General features: G+C 71.8%; 13 protein-coding genes and 1 riboswitch. Of the genes, 2 read left to right on the top strand and 11 right to left on the bottom strand.

The window, feature by feature from the left end:
• Positions 1-22: 22 nt before the first annotated feature.
• From A3G1_RS0122700 to A3G1_RS0122655, 10 genes are all read right to left on the bottom strand, one after another.
• Positions 23-790, bottom strand: coding sequence for an ECF transporter S component (locus tag A3G1_RS0122700; protein ID WP_018351791.1), 768 nt, complete (start codon positions 788-790; stop codon positions 23-25).
• Positions 787-2352 carry an ABC transporter ATP-binding protein gene (locus tag A3G1_RS0122695; protein ID WP_018351790.1) on the bottom strand — a complete coding sequence of 522 codons (1566 nt, stop codon included), beginning with the start codon at positions 2350-2352 and terminating at the stop codon, positions 787-789. Before A3G1_RS0122695 ends, A3G1_RS0122700 begins: the two co-directional genes overlap by 4 nt.
• A complete protein-coding gene (locus A3G1_RS0122690; RefSeq protein WP_018351789.1) occupies positions 2352-3389 on the bottom strand; it encodes a CbiQ family ECF transporter T component in 1038 nt (345 codons plus the stop codon). The genes A3G1_RS0122695 and A3G1_RS0122690 overlap by 1 nt, the downstream gene beginning before the upstream one ends.
• On the bottom strand, positions 3382-4176 hold the full coding sequence (locus A3G1_RS36285) for a hypothetical protein (protein WP_018351788.1): 795 nt from the start codon (positions 4174-4176) through the stop codon (positions 3382-3384). The genes A3G1_RS0122690 and A3G1_RS36285 overlap by 8 nt, the downstream gene beginning before the upstream one ends.
• On the bottom strand, positions 4173-5438 hold the full coding sequence (locus tag A3G1_RS36280; RefSeq protein WP_018351787.1) for an LPXTG cell wall anchor domain-containing protein: 1266 nt from the start codon (positions 5436-5438) through the stop codon (positions 4173-4175). The genes A3G1_RS36285 and A3G1_RS36280 overlap by 4 nt, the downstream gene beginning before the upstream one ends.
• Positions 5439-5514: 76 nt before the next feature.
• Positions 5515-5639: riboswitch (cobalamin riboswitch) on the bottom strand.
• A 104-nt stretch (positions 5640-5743) separates the two neighbouring features.
• A complete protein-coding gene (locus A3G1_RS0122675; protein WP_018351786.1) occupies positions 5744-6193 on the bottom strand; it encodes a type II toxin-antitoxin system VapC family toxin in 450 nt (149 codons plus the stop codon).
• Positions 6190-6504, bottom strand: coding sequence for a hypothetical protein (locus A3G1_RS36275; RefSeq protein WP_018351785.1), 315 nt, complete (start codon positions 6502-6504; stop codon positions 6190-6192). Before A3G1_RS36275 ends, A3G1_RS0122675 begins: the two co-directional genes overlap by 4 nt.
• 125 nt (positions 6505-6629) lie before the next feature.
• Positions 6630-7790 carry a low temperature requirement protein A gene (locus A3G1_RS36270; protein WP_018351784.1) on the bottom strand — a complete coding sequence of 387 codons (1161 nt, stop codon included), beginning with the start codon at positions 7788-7790 and terminating at the stop codon, positions 6630-6632.
• 47 nt (positions 7791-7837) lie between these two features.
• The gene (locus tag A3G1_RS0122660; RefSeq protein ID WP_157641287.1) at positions 7838-8155 is read right to left on the bottom strand and encodes a hypothetical protein; all 318 of its coding nucleotides are present in this window, start codon (positions 8153-8155) and stop codon (positions 7838-7840) included.
• A 44-nt stretch (positions 8156-8199) separates the two neighbouring features.
• On the bottom strand, positions 8200-8757 hold the full coding sequence (locus A3G1_RS0122655; protein ID WP_018351782.1) for a TetR/AcrR family transcriptional regulator: 558 nt from the start codon (positions 8755-8757) through the stop codon (positions 8200-8202).
• 51 nt (positions 8758-8808) lie between these two features.
• Here A3G1_RS0122655 and A3G1_RS38885 point away from each other — a divergent pair, with 51 nt between their 5' ends.
• Positions 8809-9228: a DUF3995 domain-containing protein gene (locus A3G1_RS38885; RefSeq protein WP_157641286.1), complete on the top strand. Its 420-nt coding sequence runs from the start codon at positions 8809-8811 to the stop codon at positions 9226-9228.
• Between the two features lie 105 nt (positions 9229-9333).
• Positions 9334-10290, top strand: a complete 957-nt coding sequence (locus A3G1_RS0122645; RefSeq protein ID WP_018351780.1) for a helix-turn-helix domain-containing protein — start codon at positions 9334-9336, stop codon at positions 10288-10290.
• Here A3G1_RS0122645 and A3G1_RS36260 read toward each other — a convergent pair.
• Positions 10287-12635, bottom strand: a complete 2349-nt coding sequence (locus tag A3G1_RS36260; RefSeq protein ID WP_018351779.1) for an XRE family transcriptional regulator — start codon at positions 12633-12635, stop codon at positions 10287-10289. The two genes, A3G1_RS0122645 and A3G1_RS36260, sit on opposite strands and share 4 nt — an antisense overlap.
• Positions 12636-12723 lie beyond the last annotated feature (88 nt).

Raw genomic sequence — 12723 nt, 5'->3', positions numbered from 1 at the left:
CCCCTGACCTGCTGTCTCAGGGTCAGCGCGTGAAACGGGCCCGGTGTGCAGCCCTGCGGAGTACGCGGAGGATGACGGCGGAGGTGACCAGGATGAGGATGCCGGTGGTGAGCGCCCGGCCTGCGTCCCAGCCCATCGACGTGGCCAGCATGAAGCCGAGCAGGCGGACCAGGTTGTCGAGGATGGGGTCACCGGCCACGTATGACAGGGAGCTGCTGCCCGCCCCGGTACCGAAGGGCCAGAACGACAGGTTCATCAGCAGCCCGTAGAGCAGGCTGGCCAGCGCGCCGTACCCGGCGAGCATCACCGGCTCCTGCCAGCCCCGCACGCGCCGGGGCAGCAGCCCGGCCCCGAGCCCGAACCAGGCGGCCGCGAGCATCTGGTACGGCAGCCACGGCCCGACTCCGCCCGTGAGCAGCGCGGACGTGAACAGCGTCGTCGCGCCGAGCACGAACCCGAAGCCGGGCCCGAACACCCGGCCGCCCAGGATCAGCAGGAAGAACACGGTTTCAATCCCGGCGGTACCGGCACCGAGCGGCCGGACGGCAGCCCCGCACGCCGACAGCACCCCGAGCATCGCCACGGCCTTGGCGTCGAGCCCGCCCTCACTGATCTCGGCGAGCACCACGGCCAGGATCAGCGGCAGCATCAGCGCGAACACCCACGGCGCGTCGGCACCGTGCGCGAGGCCCGAGGCTGGGCTGATGATCAGGGGCCAGCAGAAGGCGGCCAGGCCGAAGACGCTGGCGAGCGTGAGGGCCGCGACGGACCGTGCCCGGAGCCGGATCACCGCAGCGCCTCGGCGACCTGCTCGACAGTCAGGTACCCGGGGAAGACCTTCGTCACCTGCGGGGCGAACACGGGGGATGCGGTGACGACCTCGGCGGCCGGCCCGTCCGCGACGATCTCCCCGTCGGCCAGGACGACGACCCGGTCGGCGTACTCGGCCACGAACTCCACGTCGTGTGTCGTCACGAGCACTGTGGCTTCGAGGCCGCGCAGCAGGGCAGCCAGGGCCGCCTTGCCCGGGTAGTCCAGCCCGCGGGTCGGCTCGTCGAGCAGGACGACCGCCGGGCGGGCGCTGAGCGCGATCGACAGGACGAGCGCGAGCCGCTGCCCCTCGGACAGGTCGCGCGGGTGGATGTCGCCGGAGATGCCCGGTGCCAGCCGGTCGAGGATGCCGCGGGCCGTGCCGGGCTCGGCTCCGGACTCCCGGTCGGCCTGCGCGCACTCGCCGGCCACGGTCTCCAGGTACAGGAGGTCGGATGGCTGCTGGGGGACGAGCCCGACGTGCTTGCGGCGCTCGCCGGCCTTGGCTTTCCGCGTGTTCACGCCGTCGACGGAGATGGTGCCCGAGTCCAGGGCTCCCGTACCCTGCATCGCCCACAGCAGGCTCGACTTGCCGGCTCCGTTGCGGCCCATGATGGCGACGCGCTCGCCACTGTCCACTGTGAAGTCGACGCCGGAGAGGGCCGGCACGCCGGCGTAGCGCAGCTTGGCTCCGCGTACCTCGACCCGGCCGCCGGTCGCGGGTTGTGCTGCCGCCGGGGTGCTGGCCGGCAGTTCGATGCCCCGGGCTGCCCGGCGGGCGTCGCGGATCGACACCGGTACCGGGTCCCAGTTCATCAGCGTGCCGAGGCGGACGACGGGCGGGGCGACCTCGGAGGTGGCCAGCGCCGGGCCTGGGTCGCCGGATTCGCAGGATGGCAGCAGGACGACCCGGTCGGCGTACTGCACGACGCGTTCGAGCCGGTGTTCCGCGAGCAGCACGGTGACGCCCAGGTCGTAGACGAGCCGGTGCAGGGCTGCCAGTACTTCCTCTGCCGCGCCCGGGTCCAGCGCTGATGTCGGCTCGTCGAGGACCAGTACCTTCGGGTGCGCGGTGAGCGCCGCGCCGATCGCGACCCGCTGCTGCTGCCCGCCGGAGAGCTGCGCCAGCGCCCGCCCGCGCAGGTCGGCCAGGCCCAGCAGGTCGATGGTCTCCTCGACGCGCTTGCGCATCACGGTGTTCGGCAGGCCCAGCGACTCCATCGCGTAGGCCAGCTCGTCCTCCACGTGGTCGGTGACGAAGCCAGCCACCGGGTCCTGCCCGACGTAGCCGACCAGGTCGGCCAGCTCGCGCGGCGGGTGGTCACGGGTGTCGCGGCCGCCGATGACGACCCGCCCGGCCAGCTCACCGCCGGTGAAGTGCGGCACGAGCCCGTTCACGCACTTCAGCAGGGTCGACTTGCCCGATCCGGTCCGCCCGGCCAGCAGGCACAGCTCGCCTTCCGGCACGTGCAGGTCAACCCCGCTGATGGTGGGGGCAGCGGCCTCCGGGTAGGTCACGCTGACGTTCTCGAACAAGATCATTATTTGGTACCTCGTGACGGAGCGGGCGCGACGAAGCCGGGCAGGAGCGCGACGAGCAGCCCGGCGGCTGGCAGTACCGGCAGCGCGGGCAGGGCCAGCGGCGCGAAGGCCGGGGAGAGCCCGTCCGGGAACACCGCCATGACGACGGCGGGAACGAGTCCACTCGCGACAGTCAGGAACTCGGGCGCCCGCCACCGGTCCGGCCGGTACGTCGTCCGCCCGACCCGCCGCCCGCCGACCACCAGCCCGGCCGTCGCGAGACCGAAGCCGAGCACGAGCACGACGGCACCGGCGGCCGCTGGCCCGGTACCGTCCAGCAGCCCGTACAGCCCGAAACACGCCCCCAGCAGCCCGGCCAGCACCAGCCCGCCGGCGAGCTTCGAACCCGGCCCGCGCCGCCCGTACCCGCGCGAGTCCATCGCGGCGGCCAGCGCCAGCGACCGGTCCAGCGCGTCGGTCAGCACGGGTACGAGGACCGTCCGCGCCCGGCGTTTCGTGTCGCCGCGCAGCTCGCGTGCCCGCCACACCCGCTTCACGCTCGCCACGAGCTGGGGCGCGACGGTCAGGCCGACAGTGACGGCGACGCTGACCTCGTACAGCGCGGCCGGCATGCTCCGCAGCAGCCGCTTCGGGTTCGCCAGGGCGTTCGCGGCGCCCAGGCAGGCGAGCAGCGCGGCCAGCCGCATCCCGTCGTACAGGGAGGCGACGACGCCCTCAGCGGTCACCGGGCCGCCCAGCCGGATGCCCTTCGCCCAGCCGGGCAGCGGGACCTCCGGCAGGCTGAACAGCACCGTCTCGCCCTCGACCCCGCCGAGCAGCGCGTGCATCACGAGCCGGAAGCCGACGGCGGCCAGGCCGAACTTCAGGAACACCAGGTACGAGCCGGCCCACGGCTCGTCGGAGCGGCGGGCGGCCACGACGTAGCCGGCCACGGCCACGGCGAGCAGCAGCAGCCACGGGTTGGTCGTCCGGCTGGCCGCCGTACCGAGTGCCAGCGCCCAGACCCACCACGCGGCCGGGTGCAGCCGGTCAGGCACGCCGCCTCTTCCACACCTGCCCGGCGGCCATGCCAGCGATCACGAGGAGCAGGACGACGCCGACGACCCAGGGCAGGCCCTGCTCGTCGGCCGCGCGCTCGGCGTTCGCGTTCGCGGGGACGGGCTCCGAGCTGGCGGAAGGCTCAGCTGTGCGGCCCTCCGGGGTGGACTCCGGCGTGGGAGCGGCGGTGGGTGCCGGTGTGGCAGCAGGTACCGGGGAAACCTCAGCCGGAGTGGCACCCGGCTGGACTTGCCCAGGATTCCTCGTGGCTCCCGGCGCTGGTGGCTGGGGCTGGGCCGGCGCAGGCGGCTGAGGCTGCGGGACCGGCGGAGCAGTCGTCGGAACCGGCTGGGGCTGGGGCTGCGGGGCAGGCGGCGCGGCACCTGGCTGCTTGCCGGGGCCGAACGCCCAGCCCTCGACGTCACCCGGTGCCGGATTGTGCCCGCCAGCACCGACATCGCTGTACTGCCACTGCCCACCCTGGCCGTGCCAGTAGGACCAGTAGGCGTTCGCCGGCGCGCCGTTGCACGGGTCTGGCACGGAGTTGACCGTGCACACCATGCCGTTCTGCCCGGGCACGAACGTGAACGTGAACCCGGCGTTGCGCAACGCGGCGAGACCCGAACCCGGATCGCCGGCCGCGCACCCCGACTGCACGCGCCCGCCGCCGAAGTCGACGATCACGGTCACGCCGGAGCAGGCCGCCTGAGCAGGGGCGGCCGGTACGGTGATCGCCGCCGCTGTTGCCGCCGTGAGCAGCGCGGCGGCGGCGAACCTCCGGGTCACGCCGATCGCCGCCGGGCGAGCACGAGGATCAGGGAACCGACGGCGAGCAGGCCGCCACCGATCGCCAGGAAGACGCCGATCTGCGCGCCGGTCTTGGCGAGCTCACCGGGGTTGGCGGGGTTTTCGGCCGGCGGGACGGCCGCGCCTGTGGTCGGGGCCGGCGTCGCGGTCGGGGTGGTGGTCGGGGCCGGCGTCGGAGCCGGGGTGCAGTCGAGCTTCGGGGCGGCCTTGCTGGCCCCCGCCGAGCTGATCTTCAGGAGGGGCGTGCCGGCCATGCCCAGCACCGCGCCCGTCGTCGCCCGGGGCGCCTGGCTCTCGGTGAACTTCCCGCTGTGCGTGACCGCGCCACGCTGCGCCTCGGGACCAGAGCAGCCGATCTGGAGCGTGTACAGGAACGTCAGCGCCTTGTCCGCAGCCGCCGTCTTACCGCCGGCCCGCAGGGCCTGGAGCGCGTTGCCGGTGCTGTTGGCGTTGACCGGGTGCTTGCCGAGGTCAGCCGAGCCGTCGTTGAACCCGCCGCTGCCCTGCTGCGCCTTCAGCAGCCAGGCCAGGCCGGCGTCCGCCTCCTCGGTACGGCCGGCGCCCAGCAGTGCCTGCACCGCGACCCCGGTCGCGTCGACGCTGCTCTCGCACTTCTCCTGGCCGAAGTTCTGCGGGAAGCCACCGTCGGTGCACTGGCTCTCCACCAGGTACCCGGTGGCCTTGGCCGGAGCCTTGCCCTCGGCCTTGGTCACGGCCAGAACCCCGTACGACTGGCCCAGCACGTTGCTGTAGTCGCCCCAGGCGGACTTGTTGACGTACCGGCCCTCCTTCGACTCCAGCGCCGCCAGCTCCTTGAGCAGGTCACGCCCGCCGAAGTTCTTCGGGTCGGCACCCTGGCCGCTGAGCGCGAGCGAGAGCTTGCCGAGCTGGCCGCCGTAGGACTCGGTCGTCCCGTCGCCGACGTACCCGTCCAGGTTCGCCTTCGCCCCGAACCAGGTCACGGCCTTCGCGGCGTTGTCCTGCGCGACCCCGGCCGCGTTGAACGCGAGCAGCGCGTCGGCCGTCAGGCCAGCGTCGGGGAAGGTCTGGGTGTTGCCCTGCTCGTCGACGTAGGAGGACTCGAGGTACCCGTCGGCCTTCGCCTGCCCGGCCAGCCAGCCTGCCGCCGCCTTGGTCTTGTCTGTCGTCAGCGCTGCCGTCTGGGCGGGGGCCGCCTGGGCGGGGGCCGCGAACAGTGCCGCCGTTGCGGCCACGGCCGCGAACGCGAGTGTCCGGCGCATGTCAGCTACCTTTCCGGGTCCATGATGGATCCCGGGCACGGTGCCGGGCGCCATCCCGTAGACCTCGACGGGAGGGGTGATTGATGCGCGCCTGCCGGGCGATCGGGCTGTCCCCTGCCGTGCTCTCGTGGCGGGGCTTACCGCTGCGGGTCAGCGCCGGAATCTCACCGGCTTCCCCCAGTCAGTCACGCACCGGCCAGTGTCCCGAGCCCCGCAGAACCCTGTCAACCCGCCGTGAGCAGCCCCACGACCAGGGAACCTGCCCAGGTTCCCTGGTCGCGGTGGCGTTCAGAGCCTGGCTCTGCCTAGAGCACGGCGAGCTTGATGCGGAAGCCGACCGCTTCGGCGATTTTCCGGAGATCTCCGGGATCGGAGGTCAGCACGGTCGCGTTGTGTTCCATCGCCGCCACGACCACTGCGGCATCGACGACGTCCGAGGTCCCGCTCTCGCCGAGCAGAACGCCAGCCTTCCTGGCGGTGTCCTCGGTGAAAGGCAAGATCTCACAGACCTCCTGGAGCCGGGTCAGTGAGTGCTGGCGCCGATGGTCCCGCCAGACCTGACCGAGCACGACCGAGGGCAGGATGGGACGGCGGCCCTCCCGGTGCGCGAGCTGACAACTTTGCATGGCCTCGCCACGGGGGTTGCGATCGACGTCGATGAGCGCTCCGGCATCGAGAACCAGTGTCCGCTCCGTCATCACCGTCTTGTGCGCGTTGTTCGCCCTCTGACTCTTGCGTCTCTGCGTCTTGCTCATCGCAGCGGCTCCGCTTCGCCCCGGATGATGGCCAGAGCCCTCATCCGGGCTGCGTGGTCTTCTGGGCTCTCGGGCTGGCCGAAGCCGGCCTCACGGAGCTTGGCCGCAGTGCGTTCCATCTCCTCGGGGTCCGGCTCGCCGTAGTAGGCGATGTATTCGGCCATTGCCTCCTGCGCGTCAGTCACGTCCAGGGTGTGCTCGACCGCTCGGTTGAGCCAGGCGGACAGGGAGATCCCCTCGGCCTCGGCCGCCCGGCGCGCCCGGTCGACGACGGCGCTGTCGAGGGAGACGCTGAGCTTTTCGACGGCCATAGGTGAAGGGTAGTACTTCGGTGCTACCAGTGTCATTGTCACGGCGGAGAGCCTGCCTCAGGCGCCGGATCCAAACCCGCAAAAAGTTGCGGGTTCCTCAAGCGGCAGGCACAAAACCCCCAAACTCATCCGCGTACCCGGTCCCGCCCCACCAGCAGCAGCGGCCGTCCCGTCTCCACCCGCCACGCCTCGTACGCGTTGAGCCCGAGCAGCAGCGCCCCGCCGAGCCCCGCCGTGACCACCAGCGGCAGGAACGGTGCCGCGCACGCCAGCCCGGCGGCGGCCACGGCACCGGCCAGCCGGGTCAGCCCGATCCCGCCGAACATCCGCCAGCGCGAGTAGCAGAAGCCGGCCAGGTACAGCGCGATGCCCGGCGCGAGCAGCAGCTCGGCTGCCTTGTGCGGGAGTTCGTAGGGATGCGCGACCGTCTTCTTCAGCCCCACGGCAACGAAGATGATCGCGATGACGTAGAGCAGGTGGGCGTACGTGAACACCTGCTGCGCGATCCGCAGCTGGTCGGCGGAGGACCTGATCGCGTGCCGGGCCGCCGAGGCGCCGAAGTGGAAGTACGTCCACCACAGCGTGACGATGACCAGGAAGGCGACGGGCAGGGTCAGCGCGTCCGATCCGGTACCCCGGGCGGAGGCACCGACCGCGACCACCGTCTCGCCGAGCGCGATGATGACGAACAGGCCGAACCGCTCCGGCAGGTGCTCGGTCTCGAACCGCCAGCCAGAGATCCGCCGCCGCAGTACCACCGGGCTGAGCAGCTCCAGCCCGACGGCCACGCTCCACACGGCGATCCGCCAGCCGCCCGGCAGCAGCGCGCCCGCGACGAACAGCGGACCGTTCACGAACAGGCTGACGACGAACGGGTTGAGCTTCTGCCGCCCGCCGGCGATGTGCCCGACGGCCAGCCACAGCCCGAGCCGGAGCACCAGGTAGAAGCCGGCGTACACCCAGCCGAGCGACTCGTAGGCGTGCGGCACGGCCACCGCCATGCCCAGCCCGCACCCGGCGAGGGCGAACAGCCCGATCCGGCCACGGAACCCGTCGAGCCGCGCACCGGCGGCGTTGCTCATGATCGTGGTGCCGACCCAACCCCACCACAGTGGTACGAGGAGAATCAGGGTCGGCCACGGCATGGTGGCGCCAGCGATGGACGCGGTGATCTGGGTGATGGCGAAGACCCAGATCAGGTCGAAGAAGAGCTCGGCCCAGATGACGCGCTGTTCGGTGTGTTCCGCGGGCGGGACCTCGGTCCCGCGCTCGTCAGTGAGATCCACTCACACATGATCATGCCTGCCGGCCCGGCAGCCAACCTCTGGTCAGATCACGGGTTGTACATCGTCTTCGTCGTGACCTTGCCGTTCGCGTAGCAGATCTCGAAGGCGTCGTTCCCGCCGTCCTTGTTGATCCACGTGCGGCACTCGGTACCGGCAGGCGGGTTCTTGGTGTTGTCGGACGGCAGCCCGCTGCTGCCCATGATGTCCTCCACCTGCGACCGGTCCTGTCCGATCTGGACCTGGTCGTATGCCGACTGTGTCGCGGTGGCCTTCTGGAAGAACTTGTATCCGAAGAGGCCGACGCCGACGCAGCACAGCAGCAGGACGACACCGCCGATGATGAGGCCGATCACCCATTTCTTCATACTCCGAAGATAGGGCGAACGCTGCCAAAATCTGGCAACAACCCCTAATCAGCGCCCTCGCTGGCCAGCAGCCTGCCCATCAGGTACTCGAGATCGGCCGCCCCCGGCCCCACCGCCCCGATCTTCCGCAGCTCGATCCACCCGAGGTACGCCGAGTACGCCACCAGCCCCTGCCGGGCGGGCTCGGCGGCGCCCATCTCCCGATACAGCGAGGTCAGGTAGGCAAGCCGGTGCTCGGTCACCCGTCGCAGTACCGGCTCGACGACCGGGTCGTGCGCGTGCGCCACAATCGACGGTTCGAGCCCGGCGAACTCCTCCGGGTCCTCCGCGAACGCGATGCCGAACAGCGCGCGCAGCCGCTCCTCCGGGCCGGGGATCGCCGTCAGTGCGGCGATCACGTCTGCTGTCGCTTCCTGCTCCCACAGTTCGAGCGCGGCGCGCAGCAGGGCCTCACGGTCGGCGAAGTGCCAGTAGAAGGAGCCCCGGGTCGCGCCGAGCTGTTTGGCCAGAGGGTCGACAGCCACGGCGCCCGGGCCGCCGCGCGCCATCGCGGTCAGTGCCGCCCGCGTCCAGTCTTCCCTGCTCAGCCGCGCCTTCTTCATGCTCCGTACAGTACTGTACGGAAAACCATACAGTGCTGTATGGTCGAAACCATGAAGATCCTCGGCGCTTCTGCGGCCCTGATCGTGCTCGCCGCAGGCCTCCTGCACGTGATCTGGATGTTCTCGCCCTGGCCGGTGTCCACCCGGGAGCGTTTCGCCCGGATCGTCGTCGGGGTCGAGCAGGACAAGCTCCCCTCCCGCCCGCTCACCGCCCTCGTCGCGGTGGCACTCGGCGCCGCAGCTTTCCTGATCGCTGCCCGGTCCGGCGTCCTGCCAGCCCCCGGTCCCTTTTTCCTGTACGCCGCCGGAGTCCCCGTCGTCTGCGGCGTCTTCCTGTTACGCGGCACCGGCGGGCTGGTCATGGGCCTGATGGGCAAGGGCCTGCCGGAGTACATCCACTGGGACCTGAGGGTCTACTCCCCGCTCTGCCTGTTCCTCACGGCGCTGACAGCGCCGGTCATGTTCGCCTGATGCATGACGCCTGACTGTCTGACCAGGGCTGATTGCTGGCGGTTCACCGTCACAATCTGAACACGGGACTAGTGACGTAAATATGTCCTGGCCCATACTCGCCACGTGACCCTCGGTGCCCTCGGCCTCGACGGCCCCGCCGAAGACGCCTACCGCTGCCTCGTCGCGCAGCCCTCGGCCACGGCGGCCCAGCTCGCGGCTGACCTCGGGTGCGGCACCGCCGAGATCCGGCACGCGCTCGAGCTGCTGGCGGCCCGTGGCCTGGCCGCCCGCTCCGGCGCGGACCTCGACCGCTACGTCGCGGCCCCGCCGGCCGTGGCCCTCGGCGCGGTCCTCAGCCAGCGGCACGACGACCTGCGCCGTGCCGAGGTGGCCATCGCTGCCCTCGCCGAGGAACACCGCCGGGCCGTGGCCGGGCGCCCGTTCGGCGACCTGATCGAGGTGATCAACGGGGCCGAGGGCATCCGGCAGCGCGTCGACCAGATCCAGCGCGCCGCCCGTACCGAGGTCCGCGCCTTCGTCACCGCCCGCGCCACGGTCGTCCGCACCGAGGAGAACACCGTCGAGCAGGCGCTCGTCCAGCGCGGCATCCGGTACCGCGTGATCGTCGAACGCGCCGCTCTCGAATCCCCGGTGGAGGCGCAGGCGGCCGTCGAGGCCACTGCGGCCGGCGAGGAGGTACGCGTCACGGAGACCCTGCCGGTCAAGCTCATCGTGGCCGACCGTGACCTGGCGCTGGTCTCGCTGCCCCCGGACCCGCACGGCGAGCCAGCCGCGGTGCTCCTGCACTCCAGCGGGCTGCTCGAAGCCCTCGCGGCCCTCTTCGAGGCGTACTGGGAACACGCGCGCCCCTTACAACCAGCCGCCGACTCCAGCCTTGACCCGGACGACGCCCGCATCCTCGCCCTGATGCTGGCCGGGCTCACCGACCGCTCGATCGCCGGGCATCTCGGCATGTCGATGCGCACCGTCCAGCGCCGCGTCCACTGCCTCATGGAACTGGCCGGAGTCCAGACCCGGATCCAGCTCGGCTGGCACGCCGCCCGAGCCGGCTGGGCCTAGCCCGCGGGTACGCCGAGCAGGGTGAACAGGCGCGTGCCCTCGTCGGCCAGGGGCTGGTCGCCGGTGGCGGAGCCGAGGCGGACCAGGGAGCGGGCCTCCTCGTACTGGTCGTTGCGCCGCCGGCTCAGGTCGAGGGCCTCGCGGTGGACGACGACGGCCTCCTCTGGCCGCCCGGCAGCCAGGCAGGATTCGGCGTAGTCGTTCATGATGGTGGCTTTGCGGCGTTCCGAGCCGCAGAGGTGCACGAGTTCCATCGCCTGTTCGTGGAGGTCGATGGCTTCGGCTGCTGAGCCGGTGCGGCGGGCGACGTTGGCGAGCCCGTTGACGGCGACGGGTTCCTCGGTGCGGTGGCTGACGGTGCGGCTCAGCGTGAGGGCTGAGCCGAACTGGTGGCGGGCCTCGGCGAGCAGGCCGAGGGCCAGGTACAGCTCGCCGAGGGCGTTGAGGCACATGGTCTCGGCGAAGGGGTCGCGGTGTTCGCGGGTGGACTGGAGTGCCATCTGGAGGATCGCCCGGGCCTCGTCCCACGCGCCGGTCGTGGTGAGCAGCCGGCCGAGGCTGATCTCGCACCACACCGTCCGGGGTTCGCGTGCGCTCATCGAGCGGTGCAGGCGCAGGCCCTCGCGGAACTTGGCCTCGGCCGGGCCGAACTGGCCGAGGCGGGCGAGCAGCGCGCCCAGCAGGCAGTACAGGTCGGCGCGGGCGACGTCTTCCGTGGCGAGTGCCAGGGCGGCTTCGGCGTGCTGGCGGGCCTCGGTGTGCTGGCCGAGTTCGGCGTAGGCGTATCCGAGGCCGCCGAGCAGCCCGGCCGCTGCCTCGGTGTCCCCGGCCCGGCGTGCGGCTGCCAGGCCGAGCTGGCCGATCGTGACCCACTCCCTGTTGTTGGTACGGATGAAGAAGTGCCGGGTGAGCGCCCTGGCCAGCTGCCAGGCGTGCGCGTCGCGGCCTTCCTCCCCCGCCGAGCGGATCAGCTCGGCCAGCCCGCCCAGCTCGGCGTCGAACCAGCCGGTCACGCCGGCCGGGGTGCTCAGATCCGGGGTGTACGCGGGCACGCGCAGCCCCGGCTCCCCGGCCCGCCCGACGATGCCCAGCACGTTCGCGGCGGTCATCGCGCAGTGGAGGTAGTAGTCGTACATCCGGGTCAGCGACTCTGGCCGGTCCTCGGCTGGCACGGTCTGCCGGGCGTGCTGGCGGAGCAGGTCGTGGAACTGGTACCGCCCGGCGCGCGGCTGCTGGAGCAGGTGCGCGTCGACCAGCTCCTCCAGCAGGTCCCGGACCTCGGCCAGCGGGCACCCGGCGACGGCAGCCGCAGCGTACGCGTCGAAGTCCCCGGCCCTGATCAGCCCGAGGAGCCGGAAGACCCGCCGCTGGGCCGGGCTGAACTGGGTGAGGGACAGCTCGAACGTGCCGCCCAGCCCGGCCTGCTGCTCGCCGAGCTGCTCCGCCAGGTCGGCGACCCTCCAGGTGGGACGGTGCCGGAGCCGGGTCGCGGCGAGCCGGACGGCCAGCGGCAGGTACCCGCAGCGGGCCAGCACCTCGCTCACCGCCTCCGGTTCGGCCGAGCACCGGGCCGCGCCGGCGATCCGGGTGAACAGCTCGCGGGCCTCGGAGTCGGGCGGCAGGTCCAGCGACAGCGGCGGCACGCCGTCGAGCCCGGCCAGCCGCCGCCTGCTGGTGACCAGGAACAGGCTGCTGGTCCGGCCGGGTAACAGCGTGCGGACCTGGGCCTCGTCGGCGGCGTTGTCGAGGACGACGATGGCTCGCCGGGCGGTCAGCTCCGCGCGCCACAGCCCGGCGCGTTCCTCCAGGGTCTGGGGGATGGCGGAGCTGGGCAGGCCGAGTGCTGTCAGCATCATGCGCAGCGCCGTACCCGGTTCGAGCGGATCGTGGCCGGGCGTGTAGCCGTGCAGGTCGATGTAGAGCTGCCCGTCCGGGTACTGGGCGGCGAGCCGGTGCGCCGCGTGTACGGCCAGCGCGGTCTTGCCGACCCCGGCCATGCCGTCGATGACGGTGATGGCGGGGCTGGGCGTTTCCAGCAGCTCGGCGAGTTCGGCCAGTTCCGCCTCGCGGCCGGTGAAGTCGGCGACGTCGCGGGGGAGGTCGCTGCGGCCGGTCTTGCCGGACGCCCGGTTGCGCGCGGCCTCCCACATCGGCAGTACCTCACGCGGGTCGCGCCGGACCACCTTGCACAGCGCGGCGACGACGGGCCAGGGCGGGAGCAGCCGGCCGCTGAAGTACCGGGAGAGGGACGAGTCGCTGGTGTGGGTGTGCCGTTCGAGTTCCTTGAGGCTCTTTCCCGACAGGTCGCGCATTCTGCGCAGCTCCTGGCTCAGCTGGCTGGTCACTGCTTTCCCCCGTCCCACGCCGTCCCACGGCACGTGTGGGGAGCATGCCATTTGGCCAGCCTGCGAACAAGATGCGTCCCACCGGGGG

This window comes from Longispora albida DSM 44784, from assembly GCF_000379825.1.
GTDB classification, from domain to species: domain Bacteria; phylum Actinomycetota; class Actinomycetes; order Mycobacteriales; family Micromonosporaceae; genus Longispora; species Longispora albida.
The sequence above is the reverse complement of the archived record's forward strand: the minus strand, read 5'-3'. Positions and strand labels throughout refer to the sequence as shown.

Excerpts from the sequence above, each read along its gene's own strand:
- A3G1_RS0122695 (WP_018351790.1), bottom strand. The coding sequence starts at position 2,352 with ATGATCTTGTTCGAGAACGTCAGCGTGACCTACCCGGAGGCCGCTGCC.
- A3G1_RS36280 (WP_018351787.1), bottom strand. The coding sequence starts at position 5,438 with ATGCGCCGGACACTCGCGTTCGCGGCCGTGGCCGCAACGGCGGCACTG.
- A3G1_RS0122675 (WP_018351786.1), bottom strand. The coding sequence starts at position 6,193 with ATGAGCAAGACGCAGAGACGCAAGAGTCAGAGGGCGAACAACGCGCAC.
- A3G1_RS36275 (WP_018351785.1), bottom strand. The coding sequence starts at position 6,504 with ATGGCCGTCGAAAAGCTCAGCGTCTCCCTCGACAGCGCCGTCGTCGAC.
- A3G1_RS0122660 (WP_157641287.1), bottom strand. The coding sequence starts at position 8,155 with ATGAAGAAATGGGTGATCGGCCTCATCATCGGCGGTGTCGTCCTGCTG.
- A3G1_RS0122655 (WP_018351782.1), bottom strand. The coding sequence starts at position 8,757 with ATGAAGAAGGCGCGGCTGAGCAGGGAAGACTGGACGCGGGCGGCACTG.
- A3G1_RS38885 (WP_157641286.1), top strand. The coding sequence starts at position 8,809 with ATGAAGATCCTCGGCGCTTCTGCGGCCCTGATCGTGCTCGCCGCAGGC.